We start from the raw sequence: 17692 nt of genomic DNA on the forward strand, positions 1-17692 counted from the left end.
GACAACCAAAAAGGTTGCCAGTATTTCAAACTTCAAGGATGTGGAGGTCAGAATGACACACGTCGTACAACACCCAGATACCCAAACGCTACAAGCATTGGATAACGCTCATTATCTTCATCCATTCAGCGATCATAAAACGTTGAGGGAAAAAGGAGCGCGTATGATAGTTCGCGCTCAGGGCGTGTATATCTGGGACAGCGATGGCAACCGTATTCTTGATGGTATGGCAGGGCTTTGGTGTACCAATATTGGTTATGGCGAAAAGCGTCTTGCAGATGCAGCTCACCGCCAAATGCTAGAGCTCCCTTACTACAACAGTTTCTTCCAATGTGCCCACCCACCTGTGGTTGAGTTGGCTAAAGAGATTGCAGAGCTCGCACCGGATCACATGAACCAGGTGTTCTTTACTGGGTCAGGCTCTGAATCCAATGACACTGTACTGCGCATGGTTCGACACTATTGGACACTGAAAGGCCAGCCTGAAAAATTCACTATCATTGGCCGTCACAATGGTTATCACGGCTCTACTGTCGCGGGTGCAAGCCTTGGGGGCATGAAAGCGATGCACAAGCAGGGTGGCCTTCCTATCCCGGGCATTCACCATATTCCACAGCCCTATTGGTTTGGTGAAGGGGGCGACCTGACGCCTGAAGAATTTGGCGTGAAAGCGGCGCAAGAGCTCGAAAAAGCGATTCTGGAAATCGGTGAAGACAAGGTTGCGGCCTTTATCGCTGAGCCTGTTCAAGGCGCTGGTGGTGTTGTCATTCCGCCTTCGACTTATTGGCCGGAAATTAATCGTATTCTTGCGAAGTACGACATCCTAATGATTGCGGACGAGGTGATATGTGGATTTGGCCGAACCGGTGAATGGTTCGGTAGCCAGACTTTTGATATCAAGCCCGACTTTATGCCGATTGCGAAAGGCATGACTTCCGGTTACATCCCCATGGGTGGTGTGATTGTCAGCGACCGCATTGCCAATGCATTCGAAGAGAAAGGCGGAGACTTTAACCACGGTTACACCTATTCCGGTCACCCGGTTGCAGCCGCAGTGGCGCTGGAAAACCTCAAGGTGATGAAAGAGAAAAATCTGGTTCAGTATGTGAAGGAAGATATTGGACCTTACCTGCAGTCCCAGTGGCAAACGCTGGCTGAACACCCTCTGGTCGGTGAAGCACGCGGTGTTGGTTTAGTGGCGGCGATTGAGCTAATTCAGGACAAAGCAACCCGTCAACGTTTTGATGAGGAAGTCGGCATCGGCGGAATCTGCCGGGATATTAGCGTGGAAAATGGCCTTGTGATGCGTGCCTGTGGCGACACCATGATTATCAGCCCACCATTAGTTATCACCCGAGCTGAGGTGGACGAGCTTATCCATAAGGCCAAACTGGCATTGGATCTCACGCAGCAGGTACTGACAGACAAGGGTTTGCTCTAACCCGCAAAGAATTGAACTCTGCTGGCACTTAAGAACAAGAGACCCAAGTGCCGGCAAGCCATCAAAACCAGAGCCAAAGATCAGAAGGTCTTTTCTGGTTTGGACATTGGAATGTAGTAACGCGCTCGAGGGGAATCGAGCCAAAAGGAGAAAACATGAAGATGGTAATCCGCAACAAAGTTTCTGCCGTGCTATTGGCAGGATTGATGGTTTCAACCGGGCTGCAGGCTGAAGAAATCCTACGAATCTACAATTGGAGTGACTATATCGCGGAAGACACGATAGAAAACTTCGAAAAAGAAACGGGTATCAAAGTCACCTACGACGTTTACGACAGCAACGATGTGCTGGAAGCTAAGCTGCTTTCCGGTAACTCAGGTTACGATCTCGTCGTGCCGTCGAATAACTTCCTTGCCAAGCAAATCAAAGCGGGTGCTTTCCAGCCTCTGGATAAGAGTCTTTTGACCAATAGTGGCAATCTGGACCAGAAGCTAATGAAGCGCCTTGAAATGGCAGATCCGGGTAACCAATACGCAATTCCTTACATGTGGGGCACTAATGGCATTGGCTACAACGTCGATAAAGTAAAAGAGCGTTTGGGCGATGATATCCCAGAAAACAAGCTGGACTTACTGCTGGACGCTAAATACGCAGCTAAACTTCAGGATTGTGGTATTGCAGTCGTAGATTCTGCCGACGAGGTGATGCCTCAGGTGCTGCAATATATTGGTAAAGATCCTAACTCCACCAATAAAGGCGATTACAAGGAAGCGGGTAAAGCGCTGGCGAAAATCCGCCCTTACGTGACCTACTTCCACTCATCCCGCTACATCACCGATTTAGCCAACGGCGATATTTGTCTGGCTTACGGCTTCTCCGGTGATATTTTCCAGGCGGCTTATCGTGCAGAAGAAGCAGGCAATGGCCAGGTGATTGACTACTCGATTCCAAGCAAAGGCGCGCAGCTTTGGTTCGACATGATGGCGATTCCGGCTGATGCGAAAAATGCCAAAAATGCCCATGCTTTTATGAACTACATCATGCGTCCCGAGGTTATTGCGCCAATCACTGATTACGTAGCCTATGCGAACCCAAATCCAGCCTCAAACAAGTTGGTTGACCCAGAAGTTCTAAATAACCCTTCTATTTATCCGCCTCAGGAAGTGATGAACAAGCTCTTTGTCTCCGAAGTGCTTCCACTCAAAATCAGCCGTCTGAAAAACCGCAGTTGGACACGCATGAAAACAGGCCAATAAACATTTGGTTGGGAGCTGAAAAATCAGCTCCCTCTTTCGTGTTTTCCGCGGTAGTCACAGGGAGGATCGGATGGTTACCAGCAACTCTAATGGAAATGGCAAAGGCTCGAAAAAGCCGGAGCTGTTGAGAATTGATAGTGTCAGCAAGCTGTTCGGGGATGTCCGAGCGGTGGATGATGTTTCCTTAACGATTGAAAAAGGTGAGATTTTTTCTTTGCTCGGTGGTTCCGGCTCGGGTAAATCGACCTTGCTTCGTATGTTGGCGGGCTTTGATACACCGTCTAGCGGGCGTATCTATCTCGATGGGGAAGACATCACCGACATGGCGCCTTATGACAGGCAGATCAACATGATGTTTCAGTCCTACGCTTTGTTTCCGCATATGACAGTTGAGCAGAATATTGCGTTTGGTCTTAAGCAGGACAAGCTCAAGAAAGCTGAGATTCAAGATCGGGTTAAAGAGATGCTGAAGCTTGTGCACATGGAGCAATATGCCAAGCGCAAGCCGCATCAGTTATCAGGCGGTCAGCGCCAACGTGTGGCGTTGGCAAGATCGCTGGCCAAACGCCCAAAACTCTTGCTGCTTGATGAGCCGATGGGTGCGCTAGACAAGAAACTACGCAACCAGATGCAACTGGAAGTGGTAGATATTCTGGAGCGTGTTGGTGTGACCTGTGTGATGGTGACCCACGATCAGGAAGAAGCCATGACCATGGCAGGCCGTATTGCCATTATGCATGAAGGCTGGATTGCTCAAACCGGAACACCCACAGATATTTACGAGTCGCCGAACAGTTGCATGATTGCGGAGTTCATTGGCTCTGTGAATTTGTTTGAAGGCGAAATCGTGGTGGATGAAACTGATCACTGTGTCATTTCGTCCAGCGAAACAGCGCAACAAATCTACGTGGGGCACGGTGTGGCAACCAACGTGGAAGACAGAAAAGTGTGGCTGGCAGTTCGCCCTGAAAAAGCCTTTATTAGCCGAGAGCAACCGGACGGTGAATATAATTGGTCGAAGGGCACAGTCCATGATATCGCCTACCTTGGCGGTACTTCCATGTATTACGTAAAGTTATCGAGCAACAAAGTGGTGATGTGCAGTATGGCCAATGTTTCTCGCCATCAGGATCGCCCCACTTGGGATGACGAGGTGTTTATCAGCTGGGAGGCCACCGGTGGTGTGGTATTACGCGTATGACGACCTTGACGAACGCCCAGACGAAAACGCCAGCACCAAGCAATGCGCCGCACAAAAATAAGATGTTGTTTCCCAAGGGGCGGCACATCACCATGAGTATTCCTTACCTCTGGCTGCTGCTCTTTTTTGCTGTGCCATTCCTTATCGTATTCAAAATCAGTTTTTCGATGGCGGCGTTGGCCATTCCTCCCTACGAGGCCATTGTTGCTTACGTAGATGAAGTCATCGAAATCACCCTAAATCTCGAGAACTACTTGCGGATTTTGGACGATGAACTCTATTACCTTGCCTATCTGAGTTCGGTAAAAATCGCTTTTGTATCAACGCTAGGCTGTTTGCTTTTGGGTTATCCCATGGCTTACGCAATCGCCCGCGCGCCAGCGAGAATGCAAACCGTATTGTTGCTTCTGATCATGCTGCCATCCTGGACCTCTTTCCTGATCCGTGTATACGCCTGGATGGGGCTACTCAGCAACACGGGGATCATTAACAACACCCTGATGTGGCTTGGCGTGATTTCTGAGCCAATTCAGATCCTGAATACTAACACTGCGGTTTATATTGGTATTGTTTATACCTATCTACCATTTATGGTGCTTCCGCTATACGCCAATCTGGTGAAGCTGGATGGCAGCTTACTGGAAGCCGCAGCAGACCTAGGCTCGCGCAACTTCAATACCTTCTGGAAAGTGACCTTACCGCTGTCAAAAGGTGGAATTATTGCAGGCTCCATGTTGGTGTTTATTCCTGTGGTGGGTGAAGTGGTGATCCCAGAACTTCTGGGTGGCCCGGAAACCCTGATGATAGGTAAAGTGCTGTGGCAGGAGTTTTTTAATAACCGTGACTGGCCGGTTGCCTCGGCGTTGGCGATTGTGATGCTGCTTTTGCTTATCATCCCGATCACGCTATTCCACCATTATCAGTCCAAGGACATGGAGGCTGACCGATGAAACGCTGGCAATTTTCGACGGTTATGCTTTGGGTAGGCTTGGTTTTTCTTTACCTGCCCATGCTGATCCTGGTGATTTATTCATTTAATGCATCCAAGCTGGTCACCGTCTGGGGTGGGTTTTCGCCCAAATGGTATGCCGCGCTGTTCAAAGACGAACAAATCCTGCAAGCGGTTTGGACCAGTCTCCGGATTGCTTTCTATAGTTCTACGATGGCAGTGATCATCGGCACGTTAGCAGCCTTCGTGATGACGCGGTTTCGACGTTCATGGGGACGATTAACACTCTCCAATATGATTACTGCACCGCTAGTTATGCCAGACGTCATTATCGGTTTGTCACTGCTGCTTTTGTTTGTGCAGATGGGCGACCTGTTTGGTTGGCCTGCAGAGCGCGGGATGACCACGGTATGGATTGCACATTCCACTTTCTGTGCTGCTTATGTCGCAGTGGTGGTCTCATCAAGGCTCAGGGAACTCGACTTTTCGATTGAAGAAGCGGGGATGGATTTGGGCGCAACGCCGTTCAAAGTCTTCTTTGTGATCACTGTGCCCATGATTGCCCCTGCGCTGGTGGCGGGATGGCTGCTGAGCTTTAGTCTCTCTCTCGACGATTTGGTCATCGCAAGTTTTGTCTCGGGGCCGGGTTCTACCACGTTGCCTATGGTGGTTTTTTCCTCGGTCAGGCTTGGTGTATCACCAAAAATCAATGCGCTTGCCACCATCATCATTCTGGTTGTTTCTCTGTTTGCGTTTTTGTCTTGGTACGTGGCACGCCGCGCAGAGCAAAAATCGCTGGAAGACATGAAGCGGCTCAATCAAGAGATTCAGGAATAGGATTGTCATCATGGAACAAGCCAGCTCAATTCAGAACCCACAAAACCAGATTCAACAAACTAGGCTGGAGGCCAGCCAAGCTCATGCGCCGTCATATTATGCGGCGTCGGCTAACGCTTCACCGATGCGTGAAGTACTGAAGGAAGACATAACAGCGGATATTTGTATCGTCGGCGCGGGTTATACAGGGCTTTCTTCGGCGCTGCATCTGTTGGAAGCGGGTTTCAATGTCGTAGTGTTGGAAGCGGCTAAAGTCGGATGGGGCGCTTCTGGCCGTAACGGTGGCCAGATTGTGAATAGCTTCAGCCGTGACATTGATATGATTGAGAAAACCGTCGGTAAGGAAAAAATTGGCCTGTTTGGCGAGATGGCCTTTGAAGGCGGAAAAATCATTCGTGAGCGCGTAGAAAAATATCACATCCAGTGCGATCTAAAAGATGGCGGCGTGTTTGCTGCACTCAATGCCAAGCAGATGCATGAGCTCGAAAGCCAGAAAGTGCTGTGGGAGAGATACGGTAACAACCAACTTGAAATGCTCAGCGACAGAGATATACGTTCAGTAGTCGATACCGAGTGTTATGTTGGTGGTCTGCTGGACAAATCCGGTGGTCATATTCATCCGTTGAATCTCGCTCTTGGTGAGGCTGCAGCGGTGGAGAGCCTGGGCGGAAAAATCTACGAACACTCGCCAGTCGTGAACATTGAACGAGGTGAACCGGCGAAAGTGGTGACTGAGCAAGGCTCGGTGACGGCTTCTTTCGTGATTGTGGCGGGCAATGCTTACCTTGGTAACCTGATGCCCGAGCTTCGCGCTAAATCTATGCCCTGTGGAACGCAGGTTATTGCAACGGAACCCCTATCGGATGAACTGGCGCAAAGCTTACTGCCGCAGAATTATTGTGTCGAAGACTGTAACTACCTTCTCGACTACTTCAGGCTTTCCGGTGACAAGCGACTGATTTATGGCGGTGGTGTGGTTTATGGAGCGCGTGACCCAGCTGACATAGATGCGATTATCCGGCCGAAAATGCTGAAGACTTTCCCTCAGCTTGGCAGTGTGAAAACTGATTTCCGCTGGACGGGTAACTTCCTGATGACCTTGTCTCGTTTACCGCAGGTGGGGCGTATTGGCAGCAATATCTACTACTCACAGGGCTGCAGTGGTCATGGTGTTACCTATACCCACTTGGCGGGAAGATTGATGTCGGAAGTGCTGAAAGGACAGGCAGAGCGCTTTGATGCCTTCGCTGATTTGCCGCACTTACCGTTTCCTGGTGGTCACTTGCTGAGTGTGCCGTTCTCGGCGTTGGGAGCCTGGTATTACACCGTGCGGGACAAATTTGGCATTTAGCTGATAGCAAAACGCCCGATATCCGGGCGTTTGGTAATACGGGTTTGTAGGCTCAGAAGTTGGCAGGCGTAGTCGCACTGAACAGACGGCAAATTGACTCGAATGGGTTGGAAAAGCGGTGCGGACGGTTACTGTCAAAGTAATAGCTGTCACCGACTTCCAGAACGAAAATATCGTCACCAACGGTAAGTTCGAGTTTACCTTCAACCACCAGGCCAGCTTCTTCACCTTCATGCTGGAGCATCTCTTCACCAGAATGCCCGCCTGGCGGATAGGTTTCAGAAAGTACTGATATAGCGCGGTTAGGGAATTCTTTGCCAATCAGCTTCATTGAGACAGAGTCGTCGCCGATTTCGAGCAAGTCTTGCTGGCGATATATGACGGGTGCAGATTCAGTTTGACCAATGTCAGCAGAGAAGAACTCAACCAGAGACATGGGAATGCCGGACAATACTTTTTTCAGAGAACTGACGGAGGGACTGACACTGTTTTTCTCAATCATCGAGATGGTACTGTTGGTCACGCCTGCGCGTTTAGCGAGTTCGCGTTGCGATAATCCGCGACTTTTTCTAACGGCCTTGAGGTTTGCACCAATGTCCAATGTTCGATTCTCCCTGCTTGAATTGGGTTTTTATAAGCGTGCCCAATCACTGTAATAGATTTTGAACAAGCAATCCTACTTTCACTGGGGCAGTAATCAAGCATTTTGTGATGTTATCGTCATTATGTAAAAAATATAAATCAACAATACATAGTGAATTATGCATATTATTGAATAATATCTTTCTTTGATAAAACCGGTTAATTAGCTTGAGTAAAGCTTATCTCATTCTTCAGACGGAGTGATGTTCAGGTATTGAGCAGCAAACAAAGCGTATATTTTTTGCTTCACTACGACGATGAAAATACGATAGTCTTTGTTAATTATATTTTACAAAGGATGTAAGGCATGGCGCATACACCATCAAATCTCCCCCATACCTCCTCTTTTTACACGGCAACGGCAAAGTATCCGCAACGCTATCCGGTTCTGACTGAATCTATCAGCGTGGATGTTTGTATAGTTGGTGGTGGCTTTAGTGGTGTGAACAGTGCGATTGAGCTTGCACAACTCGGCTATTCAGTGGCTATTCTGGAAGCTAATAAGATTGGGTGGGGTGCGTCAGGTCGAAATGGTGGCGAATTGATCCGTGGTATTGGTCATGGCATCGATCAGTTCACCAACCAGATAGGTAAAGAAGGTGTCGCCGCCATCAGTCAAATGGGATTGGAAGCGGTGCAGATCGTTAAAGATCGCGTGGAAGCGTTCAGCATCGATTGCGATCTGGCGATGGGATATTGCGATCTGGCGATGAAACCTTCCCACATGAAAGAGCTTCAGGAAGATTTTGATGATCTGAGCTCAAACCAGTATCCCCATGAAATCCGCATGCTTGAAAAAGCAGATCTTGCGGAAGTGATTGGGTCCGACCGATATATTGGTGGCATGCTGGATATGGGCAGTGGACATTTACACCCTTTGAACTTGGTAACAGGAGAAGCGGCGGCAGCAGCGAGCCTTGGTGTCCAGTTGTTTGAAGATAGCGCAGCCACTGAAATAGTCAAAGGTCAAAAGCCGGTCGTGAAAACGGCGCAAGGGCAGGTAACCTGTAGCTATCTGTTGCTGGCCGGTAACGCTTATATCGGCCACAAGCTGGAACCCTATATTGGCGGAAAGGTGCTCCCAGCGGGCAGCTACCTTATTGCTACTGAGCCGCTGAATGTCGAGCAGGTCAACAGCACCATTCCAAAGAACATGGCTTTCGCTGATCTCAGCATTGCGCTCGATTACTACCACTTGTCCGGTGACAACCGATTACTGTTCGGTGGGTTGTGTACCTATTCTGGAAAAGATCCGAAAGACATTACCGGAGCCTTACTGCCAAATCTTGAGCGGGTATTTCCTCAACTGAAAGGCGTGGGTATCGATTTTGAATGGGGTGGCATGATAGGGATTGGTGCTAACCGTCTTCCACAAATTGGCCGATTGCCGGATGCCCCCAATATCTTCTATGCACAGGCATATTCCGGTCACGGCGTAAATGCTACGCATATGGCGGGTAAAGTTATTGCAGAAGCGATTTCAGGCACCGCAGAACGGTTTGATGTATTTGCTAAAGTGAAGCACATGACCTTCCCGGGTGGTCCTCTGTTACGTTCGCCTTTATTGGCGATCGGCATGACTTATCACCGCCTAAAAGAAGCACTGCAATAAACCTCATACTTAAATCATCCGTAGAAAGCGTCTCAAGCTTAAGCCTGAGGCGCTTTGTTATCTTTTATGCCCTGTTCCGGTCTTGTCTATGAATGTTAGCGTTAGCTAAATGATTTGAAGCACATAATAAACAACCGGGAGACGGAAATGGCAGGGAAAAGAAGCAAAGTTACCTTCCTGAGTAAGGGGCTTGAGCTGGCTGGGATGTTAGAGACACCAGAGCAAAATGCGAGGGGTTATGCGTTGTTTGCCCACTGCTTTACTTGTGGTAAAGACGTCGCTGCAGCCTCCCGTATTTCACGTGCGTTAGTGAACATTGGTTTTGCAGTATTCCGTTTTGACTTCACAGGGTTGGGCGGGAGTGATGGTGACTTTGCCAACACCAATTTTTCTTCCAACGTTGACGATTTGGTGGCGGCGGCAGATTTCCTGCGGGAGAACTATGAAGCACCGCTATTGTTGATTGGTCACAGCTTAGGGGGCCGTGCGGTGCTGTCGGCCGCACACCGTATTCCAGAAGTATCGGCAGTTGCCACCATTGGCGCGCCAGCTGACGCTGAACATGTGTCCAAGCAGTTTGCTGCCCATGTGGAAAAAATTGAGGCCGAAGGTGAAGCAGAGCTTTCTTTGGCTGGTCGTCCTTTCACTATCAAAAAGCAGTTCCTTGATGATATCCGAGCTGACAACGATGATATTGAAAACCTGCGCGTACCGCTGCTGGTGATGCATTCGCCTATCGACAACGTTGTGTTGATCAAAGAGGCAGAGAAAATATATACCCGTGCCAAACACCCAAAGAGCTTTGTCACCCTTGATAGTGCTGACCACTTGCTGACCAATAAAGACGATGCCCAGTATGTGGCTGAGCTTATTGCTGCCTGGTCTCATCGTTACATAGACAGAGCTGCGCCGGTCAAAGAGGTTGAAGAGGGCGTGAAGCGCGGTGAAGTGCTTGTGCATGAGCATAACAAGCAATTTACCCGGACTATACAAACAGACCATCACCAGTGGTTTGCCGATGAACCCGTTGATTACAGTGGCGATAACCTTGGTCCCGACCCATACGAGCACGTGCTGGCTGGTTTAGGTGCTTGTACCTCCATGACGCTGCGCATGTATGCCAACCGTAAAAAGCTGCCACTGGAAGATGTGAAAGTGACGCTGTCGCATAGTCGTCAGCACGGTGAAGATTGCGAGCATTGTGATGAAAACAACGCGAAGGTGGAGGTCATGTCTCGTGAAATCGAGCTTTTTGGCGACTTAACCGATGAAGAACGTCAGCGCTTGCTTGAGATTGCGGATAAATGTCCGGTTCACAAAACGCTGGAAGGTAAGATTGTTATCACTACCGAACTGAAAGATAAGTAATACGGCTTCGGTAAATAAAAAAGACCGGCTCATCGAGCCGGTCTTTTTTATCTGATTTAGAAAATTGTCAGATCAAAGCGCAATCCAGGTGGCTTTCACTTCTGTGTATTTCTCGAACGCATGAAGTGATTTATCGCGGCCATTGCCTGATTGCTTGTAGCCACCAAATGGCGCTGTCATATCACCGCCATCGTAGTGGTTAATCCACACCATACCAGTGCGCAGCGCTTTCGCGGTTTTGTGTGCTTTGCCGATGTCAGATGTCCATACCGCAGAAGCAAGGCCATAATCGGTATCGTTGGCAATCGCGACTGCTTGCTCGGGTGTGTCGAAGGTGATCACCGACAATACAGGGCCGAAGATCTCTTCGCGGGCAATCGCCATCTCATTGTTCACATTATCGAACACCGTGGGTTCGACAAATAAACCACCGGTTTCTGCCATGACACGGCTGCCGCCACACACCATCTTGGCACCTCCTTGGGCACCTTTATCAATATAGGTCAGCACGGTATCAAGCTGTTGTTGGTCAACCACTGCACCGACCTGAGTTTCCGGATCGAGCGGATGCCCTGGCTGCCAGCCTTTCAGGTTTTCGACGACCTTTTCGATGAAGACATCTTTGATGGACGCTTCCACCAATAGCCGTGAGCCCGCTGTACAGACTTCGCCTTGATTGAAAGCAATGGCGGACGCAGCGGCAGAGGCTGCAGCGTCTAAATCCGGTGCATCAGCAAAGACGATATTCGGGCTCTTACCCCCCGCTTCCAGCCAGACACGTTTCATGTTCGACTCGCCAGCGTAAATCATCAGTTGTTTGGCGATTTTGGTCGAGCCCGTGAACACCAGAGTATCAACATCCATGTGCAGTGCGAGCGCTTTGCCCGCTGTGTGCCCAAAACCAGGGAGTACATTCAGCACGCCTTTTGGCATACCTGCCTCAATGGCAAGTTCGCCAAGACGGATGGCGGTGAGTGGTGATTTCTCTGAAGGTTTAAGTACGACAGAGTTGCCAGAGGCGAGGGCAGGGCCAAGCTTCCAACAGGCCATCAGCATAGGGAAGTTCCAGGGCACGATAGCGGCCACAACGCCCACAGGTTCACGGGTGACCATGCCGATTTCATTGTGCGGCGTAGGAGCGAGTTCATCGTAAATCTTGTCGACCGCTTCGCCTGACCAACGAATAGCACGGGCGGCGCCGTTCACATCAACCGCTTTGGAATACCGGATAGGTTTGCCCATGTCCAGTGTTTCCAGGAGTGCCAGTTCGTCGCCGTTTTCTTCTATTAATTCCGCAAAACGGATCACGATTTTTTTACGCTCTGCAGGAGGAAGGTGAGCCCATACACCAGACTCAAACGTTGCACGGGCATTGCTGACAGCGTGGTTGGCGTCAGCAAGATCGCAACTGGCAACATCGGCCAGCACACGACCATCGACCGGACTGATGCAGGCAAAAGTCTCTCCAGAAACCGCATCGCGGTATTCACCATCGATGAATGCCTGTCCTTTAATTGTTATAGATTGTGCGAGTGCATCCCAGTCTTGACGAGACTTGTGCGAAGTCATAGCAGCCCCTTTTTCCTTTTATGTGCGATGAATGTGGTCACTGTGCACCATTTCAAAATATTTTACAATTGACGTAATTTGTTCTTTAGATATTGAACAAAACACGTTTACTGTTCGTTATATTTGACATAGTATTGCAAATATTAGCCGCTAGGCAACATCTTGTTAACAACGCAAGCAAGGATATCGGACTATGGCAGTGAACAAACCACAGAGTGAAGGAGCGCGTTTGGACAACTTCTGGATGCCTTTCACCGCAAACCGTCAGTACAAAACCACGCCACGCTTACTCGCTAGAGCAGAAGGCATGTATTACACCGACGTTGAAGGCAATCCGGTGCTGGATTCTACTGCCGGACTGTGGTGTTGTAACGCTGGTCATAGCCGTCAGCAAATCACTGATGCAGTGAGCAAGCAGATTAAAGAGCTCGACTATGCGCCGACATTCCAGATGGGGCACCCGCTTCCGTTTGAACTCGCAGAACGTCTGGCAGAACTGGCACCCGCTGATCTGAACCGTGTGTTTTTTACCAATTCAGGTTCTGAGTCTGCCGATACGGCGTTGAAAATTGCACTGGCTTACCAACGCGCTCGTGGTCATGCTAACCGGACTATGTTTATTGGTCGCGAGCAGGGTTATCACGGGACCTGCTTCGGCGGTATCTCTGTCGGCGGCATGGTGAACAACCGCAAAGCGTTTAACAGTCAGTTGCTGCCGAGTGTTGCTCATCTCCCACATACTTTGGATATTGAGCGAAATGCCTTTTCTAAAGGCCTACCCGAACACGGTATCGAGCGTGCTGAAGTGCTGGAGCAGTTGATTGCCCTGCACGGTGCCGAAAACATAGCGGCAGTGATGGTTGAGCCAATGTCAGGCTCGGGTGGTGTTATTCTTCCACCGAAAGGCTACCTAAAACGTCTTCGTGAAATCACCTCCAAACATGACATTCTGCTGATCTTTGATGAAGTGATCACAGGCTTCGGCCGCGTGGGCGATGCTTTTGCTTCGCAGCGCTGGGATGTCACTCCAGACATTATTACCACGGCGAAAGCGCTAACCAATGGCGCGATCCCAATGGGGGCTGTTCTGGTGAGTGACCGTATTTACGATGCCTGTATGAACGCAGCGCCGGAAGACACTATCGAACTTTTCCACGGTTATACCTATTCCGGTCACCCTGTTGCGGCAGCAGCGGCGTTGGCGTCTCTGGATATTTATCGTGATGAGAATCTGTTTGAGCGTGCAAGGCAACTGGAAACCGAATGGGAAGAGGCACTGCATTCGCTCGATAATTTGCCGAATGTGATTGATGTTCGAAACACAGGTTTAATTGCCGGTATTCAGTTTGCACCAAGCACTGAGGGTATTGGCAAGCGTGGCTATGACATTTTTACGCGCTGTTTCTACGATGGCCTGTTAGTTCGCGCTTCGGGCGACATCATTGCTATGTCACCGCCACTTATCATGGAATCTAAACACATCGATCAGATGGTTAGCACGCTGGAACGCGCCATCAAGCAAGCGATTTAACTTCAAGGGGATATAAGGATATGTCTGTAACGCACTACATTGATGGCAAATACACAGCGGAAAGCGAGCGCAAACAAGCGCTGTTCAACCCAGCGACAGGCGAGCAAAGTGGCCAAGTCTCTTTGGCATCAGTTGCCGAAACCGAAGCTGCAATTGCTTCTGCCAAAGCGGCTTTTCCAGCATGGTCTGAAATGTCGCCACTTCGCCGTGCCCGTGTGATGTTTAAGTTCAAGGCGTTGGTAGAAGAAAACATCGACGAGCTCGCTGCCCTCATCACCAAAGAGCACGGGAAGGTACTGGATGATGCAAAGGGCGAGCTGACCCGTGGTCTGGAAGTGGTGGAATTTGCATGCGGTATTCCGCATTTGTTGAAAGGTGAGATGACAGAGCAAATTGGCTCAGGCATTGACGCCTGGTCACTCAATCAGCCTTTGGGTGTGGTGGCAGGTATTTCGCCGTTCAACTTCCCGGTGATGGTGCCGATGTGGATGTTCCCGATTGCCATTGCGTGTGGTAACACCTTTGTGATGAAACCTTCGGAAAAGGATCCAAGTTCAACGCTACGTATCGCAGAGCTGCTGACTAAAGCGGGTTTGCCAGATGGCGTATTTAATGTGGTCAATGGGGACAAAGAAGCAGTAGATGTGTTGCTGACTCACCCAGATGTGCAAGCGGTCAGCTTTGTGGGTTCCACGCCGATTGCAGAATATATCTATAGTACGGCATCGGCGCACGGTAAGCGCGTTCAGGCATTGGGCGGCGCGAAAAACCATATGGTGGTGATGCCAGATGCAGACTTGGATCAGGCGGTTGCGGCGTTGATGGGTGCAGCTTATGGTTCTGCCGGCGAGCGTTGTATGGCAATTTCTGTCGCAGTTGCCGTCGGTAATGTTGCAGATGCCCTAATTGAAAAACTGATGCCAAAAGTCCGAGAGCTTCGTGTTGGTAATGGCGTGATTGAAGGCATGGAAATGGGGCCTTTGGTGACGAAAGAACACCTGAGCAAAGTGGAAGGCTATGTGGCAAAAGGCGTGGAAGAAGGCGCGGATCTGATTGTAGACGGGCGAGGCATTGAGGCTGAAGGTGGAGACGGCTACTTCTTGGGCGGTTGCCTGTTCGACAACGTCACGCCGGAGATGACCATCTACCGCGATGAAATATTTGGTCCGGTTTTATCCGTCGTTCGCGTGCCTGATTATGCGACAGCGGTGAAGCTGATCAACGAACATGAATTTGGTAACGGTACGGCAATCTTCACCCAAAATGGTGATGCAGCCCGCCAGTTCTGCCATGAAATTCAGGTAGGTATGGTTGGCGTGAATGTGCCTATCCCAGTACCAATGGCATTCCACAGCTTTGGCGGTTGGAAGCGTTCGCTGTTTGGTTCGCTGCATGTGCACGGTCCCGATGGTGTGCGTTTCTACACTAGACGCAAGGCGATCACAGCGCGATGGCCAACCGGACTCAGGGCAAACGCCGATTTTATTATGCCAACCATGAAATAATGGCAATATGCCTGAAAGAAAAAAGGAACCGAACGGTTCCTTTTTTCATGTGGAGTACTGATACCAATCGTAGTAAATATCTGCTCATCCTAGCTTGTTAAAATGTTCGATAACTGCGTTGAAAAATTTGATTGTAGAATAACTACTTATCGAAATTTTCCGCCTTGTTCTCGAGCATTTTTCCTGCGCTATTTCTGATCAGCTACCTACTGTGATTGGTATGATTGAACGTTAAGCGACGTTTGAAAAGAAAATACGCTCAGGTTTACTTAGTTGATAACCCTGAAACAGGTCGAACCCCATCTCAAGTGCCGCGTGATATTCGTCGTCTGTTTCAATCTTTTCTGCCAGCAGTTTAAAGTCAAAACGCTTTCGGTATTTGCAGACAAACTGGGAAATCTGATTCAGGGTCTGTGCCCGGAAGTCGATTTTTACGTAATCGGCTAAACGAAGGAAAGGGAGCCAGTCAGAAGACGGAATAAAATCATCAAAGGCGATTTGGTAGCCGCGTGTTTTCAGATGTTCCAACGCAGTGTATAGAGAAGCATCAGTGATGCAGTCTTCCAACACTTCAACGACAAGATCTTCAACCGGATAGTTAAACGTTTTACCCTGAGTCAGACTTTCGTAACAGAAGTTAACAAAGCAGGGGAGACCATCGGACACTTGTTTGGCACTCTTATTGGCTTCAGAAAAGAGATCATTAAGTACGCTTGCGGTAGCTATTTCTGACTCCACACAAGGAAAAGCGTCATGACAGCCTTCCCGAAACAACAACTCGTATGCCACGACCGTTTGCTCTGAGTTATAGATAGCCTGTCGTGCAATGTTCGAACGCATAAAATGCCAAGAATTCCTTGAAGAGAACTACAAAAGAAAGTTTACATCATGTCTCATATATGAGAGTGCTAATAAAGACTGATATTTCGCGAAGAAAATTAATTGACGAGCTAATGCTTTTCTCATCTTGACGATGTAACTATAAGTAAATAATTTTAATGGAAAATTTAGAATGCACGTGTTTGCAGTGCGCAGCCTTCTTCGGTACAGACCAAAACTGAGCCCTGAGTGTACCAATCTCCAAGAACAATTCGTTGAGCAGGATCAGTATCGAGTTGAATGTCGTGAATATCCGGACGGTGGGTATGACCGTGAATAAGCTGCTTCACTCCGCTTTCTTTCATCACACGTTGTACCTCAGATTGATCCACATCCATGATGTCTTCAGACTTTTCCTGATTGCTCTTAGTACTGCCAGCTCTGATCTTTTCACCGATGCGACGTCTTACTGACAGTGGTAATCTGAAAAAAAGCCACTGAATGAAAGGGTTGTGCACTTTCTTGCGGTAGCGTTGGTAAGCTTCATCCTGAATGCATAGCGTATCGCCATGCATGATCAATGTCGGTTTGCCGAACAGATCGATCACTTTGTGTTCGGGGAGTAAAGTCATGCCGGATGCTCTGGCAAACCGTTTACCGACCAGAAAATCGCGGTTTCCGTGAATGAAGTAAATCGGTACCCCTGTATCGCTGAGCGCTTTGAATGCGTCAGCCACTTCAATTTGAAGCGGGGTTCTGTCGTCGTCACCAATCCAGGACTCAAACAGGTCACCCAGCACATAAAGTGCGCTTGCCTTCGGCGCGTCCTCTTTAAGGAAACGCAAAAAGCACTGGGTAATTTCAGGATGGGTAGGGCTGAGATGGAGATCAGAGATAAATAATACGGTCATAGATAATAATAAGGGCAGCATATCATGCCGCCCTCAGTGCCTTATTCTTCGATTGTCACGCTTTCGATCAGCACTTCTTCTACAGGCACGTCCTGGTGAACGTAACCCCAGTTACCGGTAGCAACGTCTTTGATTTTGTTAACCACGTCCATACCTTCAACCACTTCACCGAATACACAGTAACCCCAACCGTCTGGCGTTTCAGATTTGAAGTCCAGGAAGGTGTTGTTGTTAACGTTGATGAAGAACTGAGAGCTCGCTGAATGCGGTTCCATAGTACGTGCCATTGCAATGGTAGCTACTTTGTTGCTCAGGCCGTTGTTAGCTTCGTTTTTAATCGGTGCGTTGGTTTCTTTTTCTTGCATGCCAGAAGCCATGCCGCCGCCTTGAATCATGAAACCGTCGATGACGCGGTGGAACAGAGTGCCGTTGTAAAAACCGTCACGGCAGTATTGCAGGAAGTTTTCTGCAGTCACTGGCGCTTTTTCGCTGTTCAGTTGGATTTTGATGTCACCAAAGTTGGTATGAAGCGTAACCATGATTTGTTCCTATAAATTCGCGTTTAGCTTTGAACGTTTGATTCTATCCTAGTGGTCGCGACATTCAACTGATCACACCAGAAAAATCAGCCTTATGACTCAGCTTAGCGCCTGCATGCTTTAATTGTGCGCGCACCTCTGTTCATCCTTGCCTAAACTCG

General features: G+C 49.1%; 15 protein-coding genes. 10 read left to right on the forward strand and 5 right to left on the reverse strand.

Annotated features, from left to right (window positions below; genetic code table 11):
• Positions 1–52 precede the first annotated feature (52 nt).
• The 6 genes from GMA8713_RS01465 (at position 53) to GMA8713_RS01490 (ending at position 7035) form a co-directional block, all read left to right on the forward strand.
• On the forward strand, positions 53–1441 hold the full coding sequence (locus GMA8713_RS01465) for an aspartate aminotransferase family protein (RefSeq protein ID WP_062705023.1): 1389 nt from the start codon (positions 53–55) through the stop codon (positions 1439–1441).
• Positions 1442–1596: 155 nt separating this feature from the next.
• The gene (locus tag GMA8713_RS01470; protein ID WP_062705024.1) at positions 1597–2697 is read left to right on the forward strand and encodes a polyamine ABC transporter substrate-binding protein; all 1101 of its coding nucleotides are present in this window, start codon (positions 1597–1599) and stop codon (positions 2695–2697) included.
• Positions 2698–2767: 70 nt separating this feature from the next.
• A complete protein-coding gene (locus tag GMA8713_RS01475; protein ID WP_062705027.1) occupies positions 2768–3898 on the forward strand; it encodes an ABC transporter ATP-binding protein in 1131 nt (376 codons plus the stop codon).
• A 92-nt stretch (positions 3899–3990) separates the two neighbouring features.
• Entirely contained in the window at positions 3991–4848 is an 858-nt protein-coding gene (locus tag GMA8713_RS01480) for an ABC transporter permease subunit (RefSeq protein WP_438501709.1), read from the forward strand.
• Complete coding sequence (locus tag GMA8713_RS01485) at positions 4845–5684, forward strand: ABC transporter permease subunit (protein WP_062705031.1); 840 nt, start codon at positions 4845–4847, stop codon at positions 5682–5684. The genes GMA8713_RS01480 and GMA8713_RS01485 overlap by 4 nt, the downstream gene beginning before the upstream one ends.
• A 124-nt stretch (positions 5685–5808) precedes the next feature.
• On the forward strand, positions 5809–7035 hold the full coding sequence (locus tag GMA8713_RS01490) for an NAD(P)/FAD-dependent oxidoreductase (protein ID WP_232314315.1): 1227 nt from the start codon (positions 5809–5811) through the stop codon (positions 7033–7035).
• A gap of 52 nt (positions 7036–7087) precedes the next feature.
• On the opposite strand, the gene GMA8713_RS01495 is transcribed toward GMA8713_RS01490, so the two are convergent.
• Complete coding sequence (locus tag GMA8713_RS01495) at positions 7088–7636, reverse strand: cupin domain-containing protein (RefSeq protein WP_062705035.1); 549 nt, start codon at positions 7634–7636, stop codon at positions 7088–7090.
• Positions 7637–7984: 348 nt separating this feature from the next.
• On the opposite strand from GMA8713_RS01495, the gene GMA8713_RS01500 reads away from it, so the two are divergent.
• Entirely contained in the window at positions 7985–9289 is a 1305-nt protein-coding gene (locus GMA8713_RS01500; protein WP_062705036.1) for an NAD(P)/FAD-dependent oxidoreductase, read from the forward strand.
• Positions 9290–9436: 147 nt separating this feature from the next.
• Positions 9437–10657 (forward strand): bifunctional alpha/beta hydrolase/OsmC family protein, encoded by a 1221-nt coding sequence (locus GMA8713_RS01505; protein WP_062705038.1) that lies wholly within the window; start codon positions 9437–9439, stop codon positions 10655–10657.
• A gap of 72 nt (positions 10658–10729) precedes the next feature.
• On the opposite strand, the gene GMA8713_RS01510 is transcribed toward GMA8713_RS01505, so the two are convergent.
• A complete protein-coding gene (locus GMA8713_RS01510; RefSeq protein WP_062705040.1) occupies positions 10730–12226 on the reverse strand; it encodes an aldehyde dehydrogenase in 1497 nt (498 codons plus the stop codon).
• A gap of 193 nt (positions 12227–12419) precedes the next feature.
• On the opposite strand from GMA8713_RS01510, the gene aptA reads away from it, so the two are divergent.
• Together aptA and GMA8713_RS01520 are read left to right on the forward strand one after the other, a co-directional pair.
• The gene (aptA, locus tag GMA8713_RS01515; protein ID WP_062705043.1) at positions 12420–13757 is read left to right on the forward strand and encodes an omega-aminotransferase AptA; all 1338 of its coding nucleotides are present in this window, start codon (positions 12420–12422) and stop codon (positions 13755–13757) included.
• Positions 13758–13777: 20 nt separating this feature from the next.
• Positions 13778–15262 (forward strand): CoA-acylating methylmalonate-semialdehyde dehydrogenase, encoded by a 1485-nt coding sequence (locus tag GMA8713_RS01520; protein ID WP_062705045.1) that lies wholly within the window; start codon positions 13778–13780, stop codon positions 15260–15262.
• Between the two features lie 231 nt (positions 15263–15493).
• Here GMA8713_RS01520 and GMA8713_RS01525 read toward each other — a convergent pair whose 3' ends face one another.
• The 3 genes from GMA8713_RS01525 to GMA8713_RS01535 form a co-directional block, all read right to left on the reverse strand.
• Positions 15494–16102, reverse strand: coding sequence for an EAL and HDOD domain-containing protein (locus GMA8713_RS01525; protein WP_062705047.1), 609 nt, complete (start codon positions 16100–16102; stop codon positions 15494–15496).
• A gap of 167 nt (positions 16103–16269) precedes the next feature.
• On the reverse strand, positions 16270–16992 hold the full coding sequence (lpxH, locus tag GMA8713_RS01530; protein ID WP_062705093.1) for a UDP-2,3-diacylglucosamine diphosphatase: 723 nt from the start codon (positions 16990–16992) through the stop codon (positions 16270–16272).
• Between the two features lie 41 nt (positions 16993–17033).
• The gene (locus GMA8713_RS01535; protein WP_062705048.1) at positions 17034–17531 is read right to left on the reverse strand and encodes a peptidylprolyl isomerase; all 498 of its coding nucleotides are present in this window, start codon (positions 17529–17531) and stop codon (positions 17034–17036) included.
• Between the last annotated feature and the right edge of the window lie 161 nt (positions 17532–17692).

The sequence above is a fragment of the Grimontia marina genome, from assembly GCF_900060185.1.
Classification (GTDB): Bacteria; Pseudomonadota; Gammaproteobacteria; order Enterobacterales; family Vibrionaceae; genus Enterovibrio; species Enterovibrio marinus.